This is a genomic window from Gordonibacter sp. RACS_AR49 (assembly GCF_030418435.1).
GTDB lineage: Bacteria > Actinomycetota > Coriobacteriia > Coriobacteriales > Eggerthellaceae > Gordonibacter > Gordonibacter urolithinfaciens.
Map to the genome: position 1 here is coordinate 237,993 of NZ_JAIUDM010000003.1, position 20,834 is coordinate 258,826.

At 60.9% G+C, this 20,834-nt stretch carries 16 protein-coding genes; 4 read left to right on the forward strand and 12 right to left on the reverse strand.

Going from position 1 to position 20,834, the window contains the following annotated elements:
* Nucleotides 1–96: 96 nt before the first annotated feature.
* Nucleotides 97–1,824 (reverse strand): MFS transporter, encoded by a 1,728-nt coding sequence (locus LB310_RS08640; protein ID WP_096227012.1) that lies wholly within the window; start codon nt 1,822–1,824, stop codon nt 97–99.
* A gap of 927 nt (nt 1,825–2,751) precedes the next feature.
* On the opposite strand from LB310_RS08640, the gene LB310_RS08645 reads away from it, so the two are divergent.
* Nucleotides 2,752–4,575, forward strand: a complete 1,824-nt coding sequence (locus LB310_RS08645; protein ID WP_301154914.1) for a response regulator transcription factor — start codon at nt 2,752–2,754, stop codon at nt 4,573–4,575.
* 131 nt (nt 4,576–4,706) lie between these two features.
* On the opposite strand, the gene LB310_RS08650 is transcribed toward LB310_RS08645, so the two are convergent.
* From LB310_RS08650 to LB310_RS08685, 8 genes are all read right to left on the reverse strand, one after another.
* Entirely contained in the window at nt 4,707–5,561 is an 855-nt protein-coding gene (locus LB310_RS08650; protein ID WP_096227013.1) for a DegV family protein, read from the reverse strand.
* 154 nt (nt 5,562–5,715) lie between these two features.
* Nucleotides 5,716–8,064: an ATP-dependent helicase gene (locus LB310_RS08655; RefSeq protein WP_278806036.1), complete on the reverse strand. Its 2,349-nt coding sequence runs from the start codon at nt 8,062–8,064 to the stop codon at nt 5,716–5,718.
* 106 nt (nt 8,065–8,170) lie between these two features.
* Nucleotides 8,171–9,907 carry a Na/Pi cotransporter family protein gene (locus LB310_RS08660; protein ID WP_278806037.1) on the reverse strand — a complete coding sequence of 579 codons (1,737 nt, stop codon included), beginning with the start codon at nt 9,905–9,907 and terminating at the stop codon, nt 8,171–8,173.
* Nucleotides 9,908–10,071: 164 nt separating this feature from the next.
* Entirely contained in the window at nt 10,072–10,872 is an 801-nt protein-coding gene (gene aroF / locus LB310_RS08665; protein ID WP_301154915.1) for a 3-deoxy-7-phosphoheptulonate synthase, read from the reverse strand.
* Entirely contained in the window at nt 10,869–11,150 is a 282-nt protein-coding gene (locus tag LB310_RS08670) for a chorismate mutase (protein ID WP_015540464.1), read from the reverse strand. The genes aroF and LB310_RS08670 overlap by 4 nt, the downstream gene beginning before the upstream one ends.
* A 204-nt stretch (nt 11,151–11,354) precedes the next feature.
* Nucleotides 11,355–12,290, reverse strand: coding sequence for an undecaprenyl-diphosphate phosphatase (locus tag LB310_RS08675; protein WP_114568857.1), 936 nt, complete (start codon nt 12,288–12,290; stop codon nt 11,355–11,357).
* 30 nt (nt 12,291–12,320) lie between these two features.
* On the reverse strand, nt 12,321–12,563 hold the full coding sequence (locus LB310_RS08680) for a hypothetical protein (RefSeq protein WP_278806040.1): 243 nt from the start codon (nt 12,561–12,563) through the stop codon (nt 12,321–12,323).
* Between the two features lie 104 nt (nt 12,564–12,667).
* Complete coding sequence (locus LB310_RS08685; RefSeq protein WP_301154916.1) at nt 12,668–13,582, reverse strand: DUF5655 domain-containing protein; 915 nt, start codon at nt 13,580–13,582, stop codon at nt 12,668–12,670.
* 207 nt (nt 13,583–13,789) lie between these two features.
* On the opposite strand from LB310_RS08685, the gene guaA reads away from it, so the two are divergent.
* From guaA to LB310_RS08700, 3 genes are all read left to right on the forward strand, one after another.
* The gene (gene guaA / locus LB310_RS08690) at nt 13,790–15,397 is read left to right on the forward strand and encodes a glutamine-hydrolyzing GMP synthase (protein ID WP_278806041.1); all 1,608 of its coding nucleotides are present in this window, start codon (nt 13,790–13,792) and stop codon (nt 15,395–15,397) included.
* A 172-nt stretch (nt 15,398–15,569) separates the two neighbouring features.
* Nucleotides 15,570–16,286, forward strand: coding sequence for a hypothetical protein (locus tag LB310_RS08695; RefSeq protein WP_301154917.1), 717 nt, complete (start codon nt 15,570–15,572; stop codon nt 16,284–16,286).
* A 26-nt stretch (nt 16,287–16,312) separates the two neighbouring features.
* Nucleotides 16,313–17,308, forward strand: a complete 996-nt coding sequence (locus tag LB310_RS08700) for a hypothetical protein (protein ID WP_301154918.1) — start codon at nt 16,313–16,315, stop codon at nt 17,306–17,308.
* A 606-nt stretch (nt 17,309–17,914) separates the two neighbouring features.
* Here LB310_RS08700 and LB310_RS08705 read toward each other — a convergent pair.
* From LB310_RS08705 to LB310_RS08715, 3 genes are read right to left on the reverse strand one after another with little or no spacing between them, the layout of a single operon-like run.
* A complete protein-coding gene (locus LB310_RS08705) occupies nt 17,915–19,183 on the reverse strand; it encodes a hypothetical protein (protein ID WP_301154919.1) in 1,269 nt (422 codons plus the stop codon).
* A gap of 3 nt (nt 19,184–19,186) precedes the next feature.
* The gene (locus LB310_RS08710) at nt 19,187–20,290 is read right to left on the reverse strand and encodes an AAA family ATPase (protein ID WP_301154920.1); all 1,104 of its coding nucleotides are present in this window, start codon (nt 20,288–20,290) and stop codon (nt 19,187–19,189) included.
* Between the two features lie 9 nt (nt 20,291–20,299).
* A complete protein-coding gene (locus LB310_RS08715) occupies nt 20,300–20,821 on the reverse strand; it encodes a hypothetical protein (RefSeq protein WP_301154921.1) in 522 nt (173 codons plus the stop codon).
* Nucleotides 20,822–20,834 lie beyond the last annotated feature (13 nt).

Here is a 20,834-nt window from a genome sequence, read left to right on the forward strand (position 1 = left end):
GCCTTTCCCGCACCGAGCACCATGAGAAAGGGCCGGAACCCGCAGGTTCCGGCCCTTCTCGTTCAACGCGCGTATGCGCGGCAGGTCAAAGAGCGCTTAAGCCTTCGTGGAGGCCTCGTCGCCCAGGGAAGCGGAGGCCTTGGCGGCCTTGTTCTTGGCGAGCTGCGCGCCGCCGAACACGAAGAAGTACACGAACGGGAGCAGCAGGCCGATTGCCATGAGCGGCAGGGCGTAGGGCTGCTTCGCCCAGTTCGGCACGATGAGCGGGCAGGCGATGCAGAGCACGGCCAGGATGGCCACGATCACCAGCATGATGATGAAGCGCATGTTGCCGTCGCGCTCGGAGGCGCCGAGCTTCTCCTCCTCGGCCGCCAGCTGGTCCATGGTCTTGCCAGCCGTCTCTTTCACGAACAGCACGGTGCAGACGAAGCCCAGGGCGAACGGCACGATGAGCACGAGCACGACCGTCGACCAGTTCGTGGCGCCGGTGGCCGTCTGGAAGAACGCCATGCCGGCGATGCCGCCGAGCACGATGGAGGAGGCGGAGCCGCCGAAGCGGGCGAACGCCTGGCACCAGGACGTGCCGGTGTTGCGGATGGCCGTGGGATAGCTCTCGGGCATGAGGGGCTGGACGGCCGTGATGGCGTAGTTCAGCGCGAAGCCGAAGAGCAGCATGAGGGCGATGCACAGGCCCATGTTGTTCGGGGCCACGAAGATGGAGCACAGGACGATGGCCACGATGCAGAAGAGCCAGGAGAACGCCAGGTTGCGCTTGCGGCCCACCTTGTCGGACACGAAGCCCACGGCGATGTTCGAGGCGATGGCCGCCACGTTGTTCCACGTCTGGAGGGCGACCGAGTCAGCCTGCGAGTAGCCCAGGCCCACGAACCACGTGGGGATCCAGGCGTTCATGCCGTACACGCAGAACTGGCCCACGAAGTAGGCGGCCCAGATAGCGCAGGTCGCCACGATGAACTTGCTGGAGAACAGCACGCTCGGGCCCGTCTTGGCCGGCTTCGGCGGCACGATGAGCAGGGCGGGGTCGTACTCATGGGACGTGTGGCGCGTGGCCTGCTCGATCTCGGTCAGGCGCTTGCAGGCCATGGCCTTGTTGCCGGAGTTGGCGTACCAGTGCGGCGTCTCGTGCATGGCGAAGATGAGCACGATGCCGTAGAGCAGCGGGATGGCGCCGATCAGGTAGCACAGACGCCAGTTGGCGTACATCGTGGCGGTGCCGCCGTCCGCGAGCGTGTAGGTCACCTGGTTCGTGAAGTCGCCCAGCAGCGGCGTGGCCGCGTTGCAGATGGGGTTGGCGATGAGGCCCGCGAGCACCCAGCCCACGACCATGAACGCCATGCCGAACGTCACGAAGATGCCGCGCTGCTTGGAGGGCATGCTCTCGGAGAACACCGTCGTCACAACGGGGATGCAGGAGCCCACGCCGAAGCCGGCGATCAGGCGGAACGCGGCGAAGAACGCCAGGTCGTTCGCGAACGCCTGCGGCAGCGTGAACAGGCCGTAGAACATGACGGCCGCGATCAGCGTCTTCTTGCGGCCGATCTTGTCGGACATGATGCCGCCGAACGCGCCGCCGAGCACCATGCCCAGCAGGCCCCACGTGGTCAGCGAGCCCATGAGCGCGCCCGGGTTCGCGTTGTCGGGCCAGAACGTATGGGCCACGAACAGGTTGGTCGAATTGACGATCATGAAGTCGTAGCCGTCGAAGATCATGGCAAAGGCCAGCAGCACGAACACGACCCACGTGTGCTTGCTGATGCCGATAGAGTCGATGACTTCCGAGACCGTGAACTCTTTTTTATCCATCAGTCCCTCCTTTTGAGGTAACTCGTATGATAAGGAACCGGGTCGCCCGCCCCCGCTCGAAGCGGGTGCGTGCGCCTCCGGCGCTTAACTCTTCCCCTTTGCACAGTGGCAAGACCGGAACCGCAACGTGCCTTCAGGAAATTACGGACGCTTCAGTATTGCTTGAATAACCGACGCTTCCGTAGTTTCGACCGCCGTCCCTCAACGGCGTTCGCAACCTGCCTACAAGACCGTGCCGTCTCCAGAAGAAACGACTGCGCGCACCCTCCTTCCCCGATTCTCTTGCCTGATCGCGTTATTTCCTTTTGCGCAGGAGACCGAAACGGCCGTGAGCATGCAAAAGAAATATCCAAGTCGAAGGGTACGAAACACGGGGCGAGCGGTCATCCTCTCGCGGGTACGCTTTACCGACCGGGCATCGACCCCTGGGATCGATTTATCGGACGCGCCTTTTCAGGTCGTTTCGCGCAGGCCCGGGCTGGCCGGACGGCCGAGGGCCGGGCGGGCGCAGGGCGCAGGACTGTGCAGACACCGGCGGGCGCTGGAGGGCGGTCGGTGGGCCGTCGCCCCGACCTAGGCCGATCGGCAGCGCAAGCCTCCCCGCCTGCAGCTATCCCGCGCGCGGGCCGGCCCAATCCTTGCAGGACGGCCGCGCCCCTTACGGCGCCGCACGGGGAAGCATCGTCCCGAGAGGTTGATTTTTATCGTCCCTACGGCATAGACAACCCAATATCCCCAGATAAGGGTGGTAGCCACGCGATCGCGTCATTTGAACAGAACCGCGGAAACGTTTATAGTGGAGCCCATCGGCCGGATCGGCGCCGCAGGCGACGCCGACAGACACGGAGGCAGCAGCAGGACAGCATCCGACCGAGAAGACTATGTCCGATGATCGCCTCGACAGGGGAATGCGAGGAAAAAACGCCCATGGCCATCAACCTCCCGCGCATCAGCATCACCGTAGACGACCACCGAGGCATGGGGACGCAGGGAGAGCTCAATATCCTGTCCTTGGGCTTCGGCATACACCAGGCATGGATCTACGCTGCCATGTTCGGAACGAACTCCATCTTCCAGATCCCCTCGCCCGAGGGGTTCTTCGGCCAGTCGCACTCCTTCGTATCGTATGTTTTCCTCATCTCCATCGTGGTGTTCGGGCTGTCGCTTCTGTTCGCCGCCATAACCGACCAGAAACTCCTCAAGCTCTACACCGCCAAGCGCGTGCTGCTCGGAGCGGGTATCCTCACCTCGGCGGGCACGTTCGCCGTGTTCGCCGCCACGCTGCCCGGGACGCTGGGCATAGCGGCCACCGTGTTCGCCGGCGTGTCCACGGGCATCGGATCGGCCTTGCTGCTGCTGTTCTGGGGCACCGCCTATTCGCGCCACGGCGCCGCCACCATCGTCATGAACACAGCCGTGGCCATCGTCATAGCCGTGGCCATCTACTCCATCGCGCTCCATATGGTGCCCGCGCCCTACTCGGGCGTGCTCACCGCCTGCCTGCCGCTGCTGGAGCTGCCCATTTTGTGGCACCTCACGCCGGCGAGCTATGCCGTGCGCCACGCCATACCCATCTTCAACCCACTGCCGGTGCACAAAGGGCCGTTCTGCCTGCGCTTCGCGCTCCCGGTGTTGCTGTTCGGCTTCGCGCTGGGCGCGCTCCGCTCGCTGTCCACGCAGGTCATCTTGCCGTCGTCCGACCTCACCACGCAGCTGCTGGCGCTGTTCGCCGGCGGCGCGGCCACCGTGCTGCTGTTGGTCACCACGTTCTCCATCGACAAGCGCAGCCACTGGGATTTCCTGTTCCGGCCGCTTGTACCGTTCATCGCCATCACGCTGTTCTTCCTGCCGTCCCTCGCGTTGGACAACTCCATGATCGCGGCACTCGTGCTGCTCACCGGCTACATGTGCTTCGAGGCGCTCATGTGGGTGTTCTTCGGCGAGCTGTCGCAGGAGTTCCGCCTGTCGCCCATCTTCGTGTTCGGCATCGGGCGCGGCTGCCTGGCCCTGGGCTCGATAGCCGGGTCGCTGTCGATGGCCGACCTCACGTTCCTGTCGTCTCTCACGCCGTTCGGCGAGGCCGGTGGCGCCGTGCTCATCATGATGGCCATGGTGGTGGCGTACGCGCTGCTGCCTCGCGTACGCGACATCAAGCGCATCGTGGTGAAGGGCGGACGCGATTTCGACGCCATAGAGTCCTTCAACCATCAGATAGAGAGGGTTGTCTGGGCTTCGCGCCGGGCAAGCACGGAGGCATCCGACGACAGCGCCGAGATGGAGGCTTTGCCGATGCCCACGCCCGGAACGCTCTTCGGCATGGACTCCGTGGCGGCCGAGACGCCGTCAGACCTTCCCTCTTACGGCTCGGCCGGCACTCCCGGCTGGCGCGCCGCCAGCATAGGAAGCGCGACGCCGTCCAAGCTGGCGGCGGACACCCAGCTGGCCAAGGAACCGGCGAAAGAGGCGGTCAAGGATCCGGACGCGGCCTCGTCGGAGGCCGAGCGCTCGCGCAAGAGCGGGCGGTTCCGCTCGCAATGCGAGGTCATCGCCGACCGCTACCTGCTGTCGCGCCGCGAGACCGAGGTCATGTTCCTGCTGGCCAAGGGCCACAACGCCGCCTACATCCAGGACAAGCTGTGCATCTCGAAGAGTACGGCCAAGACGCACATCAGCCATATCTACCGCAAGCTGGACATCCACAACCAGCAGGAGCTGCTGTCCATGGTGGAGGAGGCGCGCGACGAGCTTTAGGCGCGGCTATGGCTGCAGCCGCGGCGAGACCGCCTCGCGGGCAAGGGCTCTGCCCTTGCCGCCGACCGGGGCCATTCGCCACGCTGCTGCAAGGGCAGAGCCCTTGCCCTGCACTCTACCTGCCAGCCTGTTTACGAGAGATCCAAGTCAGGGCATGCGGCCAGGTCGACTGCCTGGATGGCGATGCAGCTGGGGCCGCCCTGCGTGATGAAGGCCGGGCCGAGCTCGAACAGGCCGAAGCGGCAGCCCGGGAAGCGCTCCTCCAGGTAGGCGAGCGCCTCGGCTGCCTGGCAGGGGTTGTCGGCGTGGCTCACGCCCACGTAATACCCCTCGCCTACCCCGCGTCCCTCGAAGTCGGCCGCAACGGCGGCGATGGCCTTCTTGAACGAGCGGGCGATGGCAAGCTTGCCCAGCCTCCGACCGTCGTCAGTCTGCTCCATCACAGGGAACGCCTTAACCAGGTGAGCGAACTTGGCCGCAAGGGGCGTGAGCCGGCCGCCGCGGCGCAGGTAGTCGAAATCCTCGGGTATGAGGCAGGAGCGCGCGGTGCCCATCATGGCCTCCAGCCGCCCCACGACCTCCGCCGCGCCGAGGCCCTGTGCAGCCAGCTTCACGGCATAGCACGCGAGCGCACGGTGCGGCACGCAGAGCGTCCGCGTGTTCAGCACGTGAACGCGCTCGGGGTGCCGAGCCTGATCGCGCAGGCCGCAGGCCATCTCGTAGGCGCCGGACAGGCCGTCGGCCATGGCCAGGTGCACCACTTCCTCGTCCGTGTCGTAAGCTGCCAGCGTGAGCGCGGGCGGCGGGGAGGCGCTCTGGGGAAGGGCTCCGGCACGCACGAGGGCCAGGAACTCCTCCGACGAGATATCCTCGTATTCAAGCCAGGTAGCTCCGTCTATGGACACGGTCAGCGGAAGCACCGCCATGCCGCGCCTCGCCCCCTCCTCCACGGAGAACATCACGGATGAGTCGGCCACGATCCTCATGCGGGCCTGCTTTCTCCTCGTCGTCGTCAGGGTACGCACCGCCCCCCCCGCGGTATCGCGCACCCCCGTTGAATCCCATCATGCAGGATCAAGCCGCAACAAGCAAGGCCGCTGCGAAAAAAGCGCGCGTCACCACACCGTCGGCCCCTGCCGCCTAAGCGCCGATCTTCACGATGGGCGCATAGTCCTTCAACAGCTTCTTCGTCTGGCCCGACTTGGCGAACTTCACGTAGAGCGTGTCGCCGTCCACCTTCGTCACCTTACCGCGGCCGAACGTCTTGTGGTCCACGGAGTCGCCGGCGGCGAACGCCATTTTCGCCGCAGCCTTCTTTCCCGCGTCGGGACGCGCGTACGCCTCGGCGCGACGGTCGGAGCGGCCGGCGGAACCCGAGGCGCTCGAGCGGCCGAACACGCGGCCCTCCCCCGCCTCGGCGCCGGAGCCCGCGATGCCGCGGCGGCTGCCGCGCTTCTCCCAGCCCGTGCCGCTGAAGCCCGCCGACCCCACGCCGGAGGACTGGCGCAGCTCGGCAGGGATCTCCTGGATGAAGCGCGACACCGGGTTCGCCGACGTCTGCCCGAAGATCTGGCGCTGCGAGGCGCAGGTGAGGAACAGGCGCTTGCGGGCGCGCGTGATGGCCACGTAGGCCAGGCGGCGCTCCTCCTCGACGCTCGCCGCGTCTCCCACCGAGTTCATGTGGGGGAACAGCGTCTCCTCCATGCCGGCCACGAACACGCAGTCGAACTCGAGGCCCTTCGACGAGTGCACGGTCATGAGCGTGACCGCGTTGCCGTCCTCCGCCACGGTATCGAGGTCGGTGCGCAGGCGCACCCACTCGATGAAGTCCGCGAGCGAATCGCCCCGCAACACGCGCGCGGGGGCCGCATCTGCAGCCTCGTCGTTGCCCTCCGCCGTAGGGGCCGCGTAATCCGCATCCTCGTCGTCATGGGTATCCACGAACTCGTCCACCACGCCCAGGAACTCCTGGATGTTCTCGATGCGGCCGCGCGCCTCGTCGGTGTTCTCGGCCTGCAGGGCGCCGATGAGGCCGCTCTTGTCGATGACGGCCTCGATGATCTTGCGCAAGTCGCCGCCGTAGGTGCGCGCCTCGTTGATCAGGCCCACGAACGAGGCCACTGACTGGCGCGTGGAGGCGCGCAGCTCCGGGTCCACGATGGCGAGCTCGGCCGCCTCGATGAACGGCATGTCCATCTCGCGCCCGAACTGCTCGATGCGCTCGATGGTGGTCTTGCCGATGCCGCGGCGCGGCACGTTGACCACCCGCTTGGCGGCGATGTCGTCGGCCGGGTTCACGATGAGCGTGAGGTAGGCCATGACGTCGCGGATCTCGGCGCGGTCGAAGAAGCGCGTGCCGCCCACGATGCGGTAGGGCACGCCGGCGCGCAGCAGCATGTCCTCCAGCATGCGGGACTGGGCGTTCGTGCGGTAGAACACGGCCATCTGGTTGTACGAAAGGCCCGCCGAGCGCTGCTTCTCTATCTCGCCGGCTATCCAGCGGCCCTCGTCGCGCTCGTCGGAGGCCAGGTACACGTTGATCTTCTCGCCATCCTCTGAGGCCGTGAAAAGCTTCTTCTGCTTGCGGTGCTGGTTGTTCGCGATGACGGCGTTGGCCGCGGCCAGTACGTTTCCCACGCTGCGGTAGTTCTGCTCCAGCTTCACCACGTGGGCGTTCGGGTAGTCCTGCTCGAACTCCAGGATGTTGCGCAGATCGGCGCCACGCCACGAGTAGATGGACTGGTCGTCGTCGCCCACCACCATGATGTTCTTGTGCCCCTCCGCCAGAAGCTGCGTGATGGCGTACTGGGCGTGGTTCGTGTCCTGGTACTCGTCCACCATGAGGTAGCGGAAGCGCTGCTGGTAGGCGGCGCGCACGTCCTCGTGGTTCTTGAGCAGCAGGTAGGCGTAGAGCAGGAGGTCGTCGAAGTCGAAGGCGTTCGCGGCGCGCAGGCGCTCCTGCAGGCGCGCGTACACGCGGGCGGCCACCTTCCCCACCGGGTCGGAGGCCTGTTTCTCGAAGTCGCCCGGCACCACGAGCTCGTTCTTCGCCGTGGAAATGCGATTCATGAGCGCGTTCACCGGGAAGCGCTTGGGGTCGATGTCCAGCTCGGCCATGATCTCCTTGTACAGGCGCTTCTGGTCGTCCACGTCGTAGATGGTGAAGTTGCGCGTGAAGCCCAGCTTCTCGGCGTCGGCGCGCAGGATGCGCACGCACATGCTGTGAAACGTGGACACCCACATGCCGCGGCAGCGCGGGCCCACGAGGCCGTTCAGGCGCTCGCGCATCTCAGCGGCCGCCTTGTTCGTGAACGTGATAGCCAGGATCTCCCACGGGGCAACGCCGTGGTTCTCGATGAGGTTCGCGATGCGGTACGTGAGCACGCGCGTCTTGCCCGAGCCGGCGCCCGCCAGCACGAGCAGCGGCCCGTCGATGGTGACGACCGCCTCGCGCTGCGGCCCGTTCAGGGTTTCGATGTCGATTGGCATGTGAGCAGTCTCCTACGGATGGAGGTGAAATCAAGCTTCCGTATTCTACCGCTTTTCCCGCAGGGCCGCGGACAAACGCGCGCAATCTGCGCAAGCGCCCGTCCCGCTATGCGTGCGCCTCGGCCAGCTCGTCGAGCAGGGCGGCAGGCTCGTCGTCGCCGGGACGGCCGGTGCCGAGGGAGTCGCGCCACATGGACAGCTCCGCGCCATGCTCCACGAGGTTCGCGCACTCGTTGCCCGCGCGCTCGAGGCCGAGCAGCAGCTGGTTGTACGCGGCCTTGTTCTCGGGCGCGCACTGGCGGCTTCCCACGCGGCGGAAGTGCGCCTTGCGCGCCTTGCCCTGGCGCTTGATGATGGCGCGGCGGCGCTCGTCGAGCACCTGCTCGGACGCGGCGTCCCGATCGCTTAGGAACCGCAGCACCGCTCCGTACATCTCCGACACCATCGCAGCGCTCTCGGCTAGCTCCTCGCGCGCCTCATCGGAGAATTGCTTCTTGGACGAGAGGCGCTCGCCGTAGAGCGCGGCAACCTCGCCACAGCGCGAGCCGATGCGGCCCACCGCCTCCACGATAGACATGAGGTCGGTGATCTCGGCCGCCTGCCGCTCCGTCGTCGCGCCGGCGCTCAGCAGCTCCACGGCATAGCTCGCGAGCTCGCCCTCCGCGGCCTCCACCTGCGCGCAGTCGGCCTGCAGGGCCTTGAGCGCGGCGGCATCCCGGCTCGCGATGGCCCCGGGCAGCGCCTCCAGCATGGCGCGCACCTTGCCGCAGAACTTCTGCAGCTCCTCGCCGAACATGCGGATGGCGAACACCGGCTGGCCGAGGATGTTCTCGTCGAGCGTGACGAGCGCGCCCGGCTCCCGTTCGCCCTCTTTGCCCGGAACGAGGAGCGTGACGATCCTCACCATCACGCCCAGAAGCGGCAGCCACAGGAACGTGCAGACGATGTTGAACGTGGTATGCGCGTTCGCGATCTGCCGCGCGATGACGTCGAGCTCGGGACCCGGCGTGATGAACTGGACGAACGAGGCGAGCAGCGGCACGAACCAGATGAACACGAACGCTCCCGAAATGTTGAACACGCTGTGCGCCACGGCCGTGCGCTTCGCGTCGCGAGACTGCCCGATGCAGGCGAGGAGCGCCGTGATGGTGGTGCCGATGTTGTCGCCGAGCAGGATGGGGATGGAGCCCTGCAGGCCCAGCACGCTGGTCACGCCGTCGGGGCCGGGCTGGGAGGCGAAGCTCTGCAGCACGGCGATGGTGGCGCTCGAGCTCTGCACCACGAGCGTCATCACCGTGCCCACCACCACGCCGAGCGCAGGGATGTCCTTCACCTGGTCGATCATGGTCAGGAACACGTCGCTCTGCGCGAGCGGCTTCATGACGGCGCCCATGGTGTCGATGCCCACGAACAGGAGCCCGAACGCGAACACGGTCTGGCCGATGTTCTTCACGCGCTCGTCTTTCGCCACGAACCACACGATGAAGCCCACGAACACGATGAGCCAGATGTAGTCGCTGATCTTGAAGGCCATGAGCTGGGCCGTCATCGTAGTGCCGATGTTCGCGCCGAAGATGACCGCGATGGCCTGGCGCATGGTCATGAGGCGCGCGCTCACGAAGCCGATGGCCATGACCGTGGTGGCGCTCGAGCTCTGCAGCACGGCAGTGGCCACGGCGCCAGCCAGCACGCCGAGCACGGGATTGGAGGTGAGCAGAGACAGGATCGACTTCATCTTGGCGCCGGCGGCCTTCTGCAGGCCCTCGGACATCATGTTCATGCCGAACAGGAACACGGCCAGTCCACCCAAGAGGCCGAACACGGTTTCCATCGGAGCGTTCACGCGGGACTCCCCTTCGCTTCATCGGTTGCAGCGTCAGTGCACGTGAGTCGAAAGGATACCGGGCGGACGGTAAGGCCTTCGTCAAGGGAAGGTAAAGCTCGGGTAAAGTTTTTACGAACGGGACGCGTCCGCCGGGTTTCCGCCCGTCGGACGCGTTTGGTCCTTTACACGATGCGCTTGCCGAAGACGGCGGCGATCTCGCGGAGCTTGGCGACGAGCACCTCGAACTGGGCGGGCGTCAGCTGCTGCGGGCCGTCGGAGAGGGCCGCGGGCGGGTTGGGGTGCACCTCGATCATGAGGGAGTCGGCCCCGGCCGCCACGGCGGCGTAGGCGAGCGACGGCACGAGGTCGCGCTGACCGGCGGGGTGCGACACGTCGATGCACACGGGGCACAGCGACTGCTTGTGGATCACGGGCACGGCCGCGATGTCCAGCGTGAAGCGCGTGGCCGTCTCGAACGTGCGGATGCCGCGCTCGCACAGCACCACGTTGTCGTTGCCCTCGGCGGTGAGGTAGTCGGTGGCGGCCAGCCACTCGGCGATGGTGCCCGCGAAGCCGCGCTTGTACAGCACCATCTTGTGCGACTCGGCGGTCACCTGACCGATCTTCTTCAGCAGGCTGAAGTTCTGGAAGTTGCGCGCGCCCACCTGCAGGCCGTCCACGTAGGAGTGCACGAGCTCGCAGTGCGCGGAGTCCATGACCTCGGTGAGCGTCTTCAGGCCGTGCTTCTCGCCCGCATCGCGCATGATCTTGAGGGCTTCCTCGCCCAGGCCCTGGAACGAGTGCGGGTTCGTGCGGGGCTTGAACGCTCCGCCGCGGATCCATTTCAGGCCGAGGCCGGCCACGCATTCGGCCACTTCGTCGAACTGCTCGACCGACTCCACGGAACACGGGCCGGCGAAGATGGTGATCTCGTCGGAGCGCGATCCGAGATCGGGGATAGAGGGGATGTTGACTTCGCTCATACCGACGGGGTCTCCTTCATGATCTTGAGAATGGTGGCGTAGATCTCGCGCAGGTTCTCGTTGTACAAGGGACCCTCGTTGTAGCTGCTCACCTTGGCGAAGATCTCCTCTTCGCGCTTGGCGTCGTACAGGCCCAGATGGGCACCGGGCTTGAGACCGCGGATGACCAGCGAATGGCCGGCGCGCTTGTTGAGCAGCGCGACGATCTGGCGGTCGATCTCGTCGATCTTGGCACGATGTTCCTGAATCTCCGCAAGGGAGGTGTCTTTCTCAGACATCGGCTTTCCTCTCATGACTCTCATGCGATAACGTGCGCTTCAGCCCGCGCCCCCGCACGTTGGAGGGCCTCTTCGGGCAACACGTGTGCCTGACATGATAGCAAAAGCGGCGCGCTCGGTAAGCGCGCCGCTGGGATTTCGCGGGAAGAACCACGGGAGCGGACCGGTCGAGGGCTCGTCGAGTGCTCGCTTGCGGACGCCGCCCTACGGCAGCATGCCCATCGACTCGAACACGAAGTAGCCCAGCACCAGCACGCCCACGACGATGCGGTACCAGCCGAACGCCGTGAAGTCGTTCTTCTTGATGTAGCCCATGAGAAACTTGATGGCGATGACCGACATGACGAACGCCGTCACGATGCCCACCGCGAGCACGACGACCTCCGTCATGGTCATGGCCAGGCCCGCGGCGAAGAACTTGAGGCACTTCACCAGGCCCCAGCCGAACATGATGGGGATGGCCAGGAAGAACGTGAACTCGGCCGCCGCGGTGCGCGAGCAGCCCGACAGCATGCCGCCGATGATGGTAGCGCCGGAGCGACTCGTGCCGGGGATGATGGCGAGCACCTGGAAGCAGCCGATCTTGAGGGCGGTCTTCCAGTCGATCTCGTCCACGTCGGTGATCTTGAACAGCTGCGCCTCGGCCTCGTCGGCCACGTCGCCGTACGACTGGCGCGCGTGCCGGCCGCGCGGCGCGGCGAGGGCGGCCTCGGCCTCGCGCAGGCGACGGCGGTTGCGGCGCTCGAGCACGATGAACGCCACGCCGTACACGATGAGCATCGCGGCCACGGTCACCTTGTTGTAGAAGTGCTCGTTGACCCAGTCGTCGAACGCCAGGCCGATGATGGCCGCGGGGATACAGCCGATGGCCACCATGCCCCAGAGGCGCCAGGTGGACTTCTTCTGCACGCTCGTCTTCTTCGGCGAGAAGGGGTTGAGCTTGTGGAAGTACAGGATGAGCACGGCCATGATGGCGCCCAGCTGGATAACCACGAGGAACAGGGCCAGAAACTCGTCGGACACCTGCAGCTTCACGAATTCGTCCACGAGAATCATGTGGCCGGTGGACGAGATGGGCAGCCACTCGGTGATGCCCTCGACGATGCCGATGAGAAACGCTTTCAATGCTTCGATGATCATGCGCGAGTACTTCCTCGTTGTCCTTCGATATTACTGTTTGTTCTGGTAATGGTCCTGCAGCATGGCGATAGCCAGCAGGGCGACCGAGAGGCACAGCCCCATGAGCACGAACTTGGGGGCTTCCTGCCCCACGGCGATGGTGGCGAACGCCACGACGGCTATCACAAGCGCCGCCAGCTTGCACAGGTACGAGATGCGCCGGTTGAACGAGGCATGCAGGTCGCGCCTGCGCTCCTCGTCGAGGTCGTTTCTGTCCCTGTTCGCTTTCTCCATGCCGGGCATTGTACACGACGCCGACCGGCGAGGTCGAAGAAACCACAGGGGGAACACGGGCGGGTTGGGAAGGTGATCGGGACGCCGCGGATGCCAGGAGGACGCTAGTTCTCCAGGTAGGCGCGCTCGAGAAGGGGCTTCACCTCTTCGAGCTCGTCGAGCGAGGTGAGGCCGACCTCGATATCGCCTGTTCCCCAATGGCCTTTGCCCGAGCAGTCCCTCACCAAGCTCGTCTCCGCAACCGTCGAGGCGTCGAGCGCCAAATGAAGGATCAGCCGCTTCTGGTTGACCTCTATGCACACGATGTTGCGCACCTTCTTGATGGCGAGGTAGAGCTTCAGCTCGTTCTCCGACACGTCGTCGCCGAACGAGGCCATGTAATGGCGGACCTCGTCGACCACCTCGCGCAGCTTCTCCGGCGCTCCGGCCAGCTGCTCGGCGAATGTCTTGTCCACGTATTTCTTGCCGAGCGATCCGCCCGTCGTCGCCGAAACCGACGGAGCGGTCGACGGCGCGTTCAAGAACTCGAACAGGATGACGTCGTCGCTCTTCGCGTAGCGGACGAGCCGGATGTTGCGATTCATCTGCTTGATTGCGTGGAGATCGTATTTTCCGAAGGAGCTGGCGACGCAGTACACCGCCGGAGAGCTCCAGTCTATCGAGTCGGCGACCTGCTTGCCGAGCTTGTCGAGCACTAGCCGCCAGAAGTCCGCACGATGATCCATGAGCCAGTCCAAGTAGAACAGTCCCTGATTGATGACGTTCTCGTTGGAGTCGCGTTTGTACTCGAACACGATCGGAGAGTTGTTCTCGTCAATACCGAGGCTGTCGATCCGACCGGCCTGGTTCTCGTATTCCCCCGCATGGTTGATGACGTACTCCGTTTGCAAGAACCTGATGCCGAAGAAGGCCTCCATGTTCGCCTCGATGAGCTGCTGCACGCCTTTCTCGAGCTTTGCCGGCTTGAGCTCGATGGCGCGCACCGAAGGCTTGATGTTGAACAGCTTGATGTCTCCCATTGGATTCCCCTTCGCATGGCGAGTGATGGCTCAATTTGATTATAAAGGCTGTCAGGCCGGCGGCTCATGCTGTTTTTTGTGCAGTGCGCGTATATGAAGCTGCGACCTGCGCCGGAGACGGTGATTCGTGTAAGATGGGACGCTGAGAAGAGAGATGCGTACTGCGGGCGCCTCCGCTTGGCCGCCGCCCGCGCGAAGGAGAGCCCCATGCCTGCCACCCCGTCCAGCCAGTTGGTCATCGTCGTCGATTTCGGAGCGCAGTACGGGCAGCTGATCGCCCGCCGCGTGCGCGATCTGCACGTGTACTCGGAGATCGTCCCATGCGACGTCACCGCCTCCGAGGTTGCCGCGCTGGCGCCGGCGGCCATCATCCTGTCGGGAGGGCCGGCCAGCGTGTACGCCGAGGACGCGCCTTCCATCGATCCGGGCATCTTCGAGCTGGGCATTCCGGTGCTCGGCTTCTGTTACGGGCAGCAGATCATGGCCGTGACGCTGGGCGGCACGGTCGGCCATACCGACGCCGGCGAGTACGGGGCGGCCTCCTTGACGCGCCGCGACGAGGGCGCGTCCGCGCTGTACGGCGAGACGCCCGTCGAGCAGACGGTGTGGATGAGCCACCGCGACGCCGTGGTCGAGGTGCCCGCGGGCTTCGCGGTGACGGCCTCGACCGCCACGTGCCCCGTGGCTTCGATGGAGTGCGCCGAGCGCCGTTTGTACGCGACGCAGTTCCACCCCGAGGTGCGCCACACGCCGCACGGCGACGAGCTTTTGCGCAACTTCCTGTTCGGCATCTGCGGCCTCGAGGCCAGCTGGACGATGGACTCAATCATCGACGACGCCGTGGCGGCCATCCGCGCGCAGGTGGGCGGCGACCGCGTGATCCTGGGCCTGTCGGGCGGCGTGGACTCCTCCGTGGTGGCCGCGCTGTGCGCGAAGGCCATCGGCAAACAGCTGACCTGCGTGTTCATCAACCACGGCCTGCTGCGCAAGAACGAGCCCGAAGAAGTGGAAGAGGTGTTCACGAAGCAGTTCGACGTGGACTTCGTGCACGTGCACGCCGAGGACCGCTACGCCGCGCTGCTGGCCGACGTCGTCGAGCCCGAGCAGAAGCGCCGCATCATCGGCTCGCAGTTCTGGAAGGAGTTCTTCGCCGTGGCGGAGGACCTCGCCGAAGGCGGGCGTCCGGTGAAGTACCTGGCCCAGGGCACCATCTACCCCGACATCATCGAAAGCGGCGCCCGCAAGACCGGCGGCAAGGCATCCACCATCAAGAGCCACCACAACCTGATCCCCTTCCCCGACGGCGTTCACTTCGACCTCATCGAGCCGTTGGACCACTTCTTCAAGGACGAGGTGCGCGCGCTGGGCACCGCGCTCGGGCTGCCCGACCACATCGTGCATCGCCAGCCCTTCCCCGGCCCGGGCCTGGCCATCCGCATCATCGGCACGGTGACGCGCGAGAAGCTGGAGATTTTGAAGAACGCCGACGCCATCGTCCGCGAGGAGCTGGACGCCTACAACGCCCGCGTGTTCGAGGAGACCGGCGAGCGAAACAGCGAGCGCAGCGTATGGCAGTACTTCGCCGTACTCCCCGACGTCAAGAGCGTAGGCGTCATGGGCGACGAGCGGACGTACGGCTACCCCATCGTCGTCCGCGCCGTGGAGTCAAGCGACGCCATGACCGCCGACTGGGCAAAGCTGCCCTACGACGTGCTGGACGTGATCTCAAGCAGGATCGTGAACGAAGTGGCGGGAGTCAACCGCGTGGTCTACGACATCACGAGCAAACCGCCTGCGACGATCGAGTGGGAGTAACACCTCTCGTCTAACGTTTTCTTCAGCGAGGCAGACAACTACCCACACCCTGAAAACATAAGCATCGATTCAAACAACGGAGCTACATACAGCAAAGTTCTCGCGAAGCATTTTTACATGGTTTAATTCGCGAACCGAAGAAGAGGGGCGGTCATGAACGACGCAGTCAATCTTGAAAAACTTCTTATTTCTAATCCATATGGCTCCAAAAAACGAATTCGAAAGCGTTGCCACTTTTGAAGAAAGCGATCCATACATCAGATGGCTTTCCATTGATTTCGCCCTTGAAAACGAAGCCGGTTCGTCAAGCGTCTTCATTTATGGCGAGGCGGAAAAGGCTGACGATGCCGCGTGTTTGTTCGGCGCGCTAATACTGGGAGAACAGGCCTTGCGAGATGGGGAAGATTTAAAGGACATCTGCGACGCTTGCAACTGCGACCTTTACGAAGCGATTGAAGAACTTGATTGCGAGGGTTTGCTTGAAAGCCCTGACGTATTAGAATGCAACATCCTGTATATCCATAGTCTTGAGCTTTCCAGTACATTGATGGATGCGAGCAACCTCCACCGGTTCTTCGACCGGATCCCTTGGTATGTGTTTCAACACACCAATGTGATGCCGCAAATCGTCTGCTATCAGATCGCGAGCGTTGAAGGATATTACGAAGAAGCCGCTTCCAAAACAAGCTACGATCGCAGATCCGTAGACGAAACATCGCCGCAGCTATTTGCCAACAATGGATACACGTCCAGCGAGTCGGGCATTTTGCTTTACAAAATCGTCGACAACGGAACACTCTTGCCATGCGACAACGCCGACAATTCGAGTTTCATCGAAGATAATCGAAGCGCGACAAAGGAGCGAGTCTCGACGACTCGCTCCTTTTAACTAAAGAAAATCAGGAACTCCGTTCTTTGCCTGAAACATCAGCAAAACAGCTAGAGCAAGATTCGAACGATGACCTGGACAAAACCTTCGTCTTCAGCAAGCGATCCTTACTTGAAAATCATATAGGAGTGAGCGTCGGAGCTAACATGGCGCTCGTACCTAGAACCGCCCCGAAAAAACTGACTCAATATGTTGAAGCGGCGATCTTTGCGCACGATCTTGGCGTCCGAATGGATTATGCCCTCGAGAAGTACGTCTCCGATTCGGAAGTGGATATTCCACCCATCTACGCCTTGTTTCAAAAGATGTACTTCACCGGCAAGAATCATATTGACGCAACTATCGAGCGAATGAAGCCAATAGGCGCTCCAAGCGCCGGAGAGACCTTCGCGGATGTCGCATTGGTGCGAGCTGCTAACACCTATTACGTTGCCGCATTGCTTTATCGAGAGGGTCACACGATCGAGGCACACGCAATGAGCAGGTTGATGCTTGAGCAGATTGCATGGGCATTCGCCGCTTGCGAGGTGGATGAGTACGGCTTAGCGGAGGCAATCGTTCCCACGAAGGCAATTGGCAAGTTAAAAAAGAAAATCAAATCTGTTGGAAAAATGTACGGGGTTCTCTCGAAGCATGTTCACATCCCCATTCAAGGCCATTATGAATTCATCGACCTAAGCCATGGAAGAAACGAGGTGTTGACGCAATTCGGCGTACATTCCTATGCGCGAGGAGCGATCATCTCGCAACTTGCTGACTACTGGTCGGCCGTTTACGAGTACACGCAATCGCGCCATTTTGAGAAACTGGAGAACTGGATAGAGACCTCTGCAGGACTGGAGATAAACCCGGATAGGCCCTTCCTATCAGTGATTCAACCGATACGCGAAGAACTAATGAGGGAGTATGAGGAGAATTATCCCCCATATGATGAATATATAAAGTCTCATTGGAAGATAGACGACACGTTGACTGATGAATCAGGCGATACGGCTACCGAATCCTTTATCGAGAATAAATAAGTCATAGAGCAAGCAATACGGTTTAAACAATTAACCAAGTACACTGATAGTCGCCAATTCATATTGATATTATTCTTCACTCTTAGTTATTTCGCTCTAGGTTCAGATTCTCGTAATACTAGATGGGTGAAAGGCGGTCGGGCGGATGCGGCCGACAGGACTTACACATCAGCGGAACGTAGCCGGCTAACAGGCCATGCAATCGGACGACTACTCAGTTGAAGCCTTGCAACGAGCAAAATTGCCTTCCAGCTCGAAATTGCCAAATTGCAGGGAAGGGTTTCCTCAAACGAAAGCGCCACCGTCGAATCAATCAGATTGCACCGACTATTTTATGATAACGGATATCGCCAAAAGGAAACCGACTACAGCGAATACCCGAGGAGACGATTTGAGCCTCGAATGAGACCCTAAGCAACTCCGAAGGCAAAATGGGGAGATAAAAATCATACAAACAATCATGAGTAACGGATTGTAGTGCTCGGCGCAAATATCATTTAGGCCATATGTCGCACCTTGCATCACGCGCAGCCGCATTATAGCAAAACCTACAGAACCAATAACAGAGCCATAGGAACACTTCCAATACGCTCTGGTAGTCACTCCCTATTTCCCATTCGTGACATTCTGCAGCATAAAAGGTCTCATAAACATAGCCAGCTCGTCAGCAAAATGCGTAATGCTTTTGAGTCCAGCTAACTCGGGGTTCACTCGAACGCCGACAATTTCCCTACCCTCGTCTTGCACGTGTTGAAACTCTTCAAATGTAGTCTTCGTGCGGCTTGAGCCGAATGGATAAAGGAGCACAAGTCTTGGTATGTTGGCAGCTTGCATAAATGCCCATCCTTCGTAGATGTCGGCATTGCTTATTGTGCCGCTGCTAGCATCATCAAATTTATATTTTGCATCAACGAGCAGCCTCGTTCCATCAACGCCTCGTAGCGTATAATCCGGCCTAACTTTAATCGCCGTGTTGTCTCTTTTTGCAAAAGGGTGCTTTTCTTGAAACGTAATGGAACAGTCCTTCATTCCAAGAACAAGGGCCTGGCGGATAAATTCCTCCCAAGCATCAGAAGTTCTCACAACAAACCCGGGGCTCATGTTTTCTCCCTGGTTCACATAGTCAATACCGAACCCGTCGAGAATATCTTTACAAAGCCCATAGAGATCAGCCCAATTCCTAAAGCGCGATGGAACTGAACGCGGCAGTGCGGCCGGAAGGTTTTGTGGGCCGAGATGGCATATATCCCTCTCAAGCCGCGCTCGAAGATCAAAATCATTGACTGCGCAGGAAAGAACGCGGGCCGCTTTCGCAATCACGGCATTGTAAGCATTTCGCCTTGTGAACTCTGTTACCTTTTGAGTAAATCCAACCTGTTCAGGTAGAAAAATTGACTCCTCGTCTAATTCGCCCTCAATCTCGAACTGGTGTATGACACGCTGTCCATACGAGCGGATCGGAACATGAGAGACTCTGTCGAATAGAGTAAGAAAAACCATGGCAAGCGAGTCATTGATACTCCTTTCTCTGCTTTTCGACGCGCCGACCAGGTGTCTTTCAACAAGCATACCCCAGCGAGTACGGGCAAGGAGCAATAGAAAATCAGCTCTCCACAACTCGTCGCCAATCATAAATTTCGGCACTACTTCCATCTCAAGCTGACTTGTCACAGGAAATATGCCTGCCAAACGACTAAACGCAAACTTTCCTCGCTCGAAACGCAGCGAGCCGGTAATCGAGAGTCTCTTACTTAGGTAGTTGTCAACGGTATAAAGACTAGTTATAAGCTCACTCTCACCCATCCCCAGCTCTTTGGCAAGCGCTGTGACCGTCTTCGGGCAATAACTGCCTTCTGTTAAGACAATTCGCTTCATGCTTCATCCCATGAACGAAAGAAGCATACCGTAAACGTTATCCGCGGTGATTTCGGGACATGTCACCGAGATGACTTGTCTACCTGCAAACAGTGAAGTCTTAATTTGATAGAAGCAGCCATCGTCTGCATTGAGGATCTCGGCGATCGCCTCCTTGTCGCCAAAAAACACCTCATCTATATGAGCATCCACAACTGGCCAACAATCAGCGATGTAATGGAGGGCTCCATCAACATCGACCGGCAGCTCGTTTTGAGGGCATCTCATAAATACACCCTGGCCTATCTGATATTCTTCCCCACGTCCGATCCCGATCTCATGGTTTATAGATGCTAGAGCTGCAGCCGCAAGACCGTACACGTCCTTAGCTTCAGTCGGTGTATCGGGATAATTGCCGTCGCAACCGTCAATTCCGAAATATTGACAAAGACTCGTGACAGAAGGAGACAGCTTGACGCGCCTCCACCTGCGCATGAACGCTGCATCCATCGGTTCAACAGACGAGTCAGCCTGATTCATGGCAGCGAGAATATAAAGCTTGCTCGGCAGTTGGTAGTCTTGCAATTCTGCATTGTCGTTGAGTATCTGCACCGTTACCGTCTTACCAGGGACAGGCTTTCCGTCATCGCCAAGTCGCTTATCAGCTTCGAAGGCGGATATCATGTCGCCAAAAATGCTGACCGCAGGACCACGATTGATTTCATCGATAATGAGAAGCGCAGCTGATTCAGGCTGTTTTGCGTATTCGGCAGCTTGCCAGAGGAGGCCTTTGGACACTTCGAATTTTACAGAATCTGCTCCGGGGACCGGAGTCAAACCACGCACGAAATCGCGATACCCTGTATTTTGATGAAAACACGTCCGAAAAACACGTCGGTTCTTGCAACCCTGACCTGGAAACGCGTTCACGTCAGAGGCTGTTAAGAAGGGGAAAGCTATGGGCCCATAGGGGTCAACCCCCGTTTCACCTCTTTGAGTAAACAGCATCTCGACAAGGTTTAACAAAGTCGTTTTTCCGGTTGCGGGGGCTCCTGCTAAAAGAACGTTCTTATCCTCGGCAAGTATTTTTAGAATATGGTTCGCCTTGGCCATCAAATAATCTTGCATGATTTTGCCTCATTCCAATTCCGCCGAGAAAACAATGGCTTTTCTACCTTTTCGCTTATGTATAGCCTCTCTCATAGCTGACGCAATTACAGGGTTGCTTCCTGATGCCCCTATCTGCTTCTCTGTTAAGTATTGCGCTTGCGGCACCCCTTCGGTCTTGCGTATGAAAGCCATGAATAAAATACCGTCGTCATCGAGAATCGTGGGAAGATCCTGAAAGAAGTTTACCTTGTTGATCTGCGCTATACGTACTTCTCCCGGACGGGCGTTCGTCGGCTGAAACGCATAATAAACTTGCTCCAGCGTTCTATCGCCATTCGCGTAGCAATGTTCAAACGCGCCGACGCGATAGGGCGTCCGACCCGCATAGACTACTTCTTCGGAAAAAAGTCGGTTTAAAACAGGTGCGAAGTCGATCCCGAACCGCAGATCACGCGCTCCGCCACCGGTTTGCGAATCGTTTGATAGTGCGTTAATTTTCCGAATATCCGCCTCTGTGATTTCGTGAAAAAGTACCTCTTTTACAGCCATTGCAAACACCCTT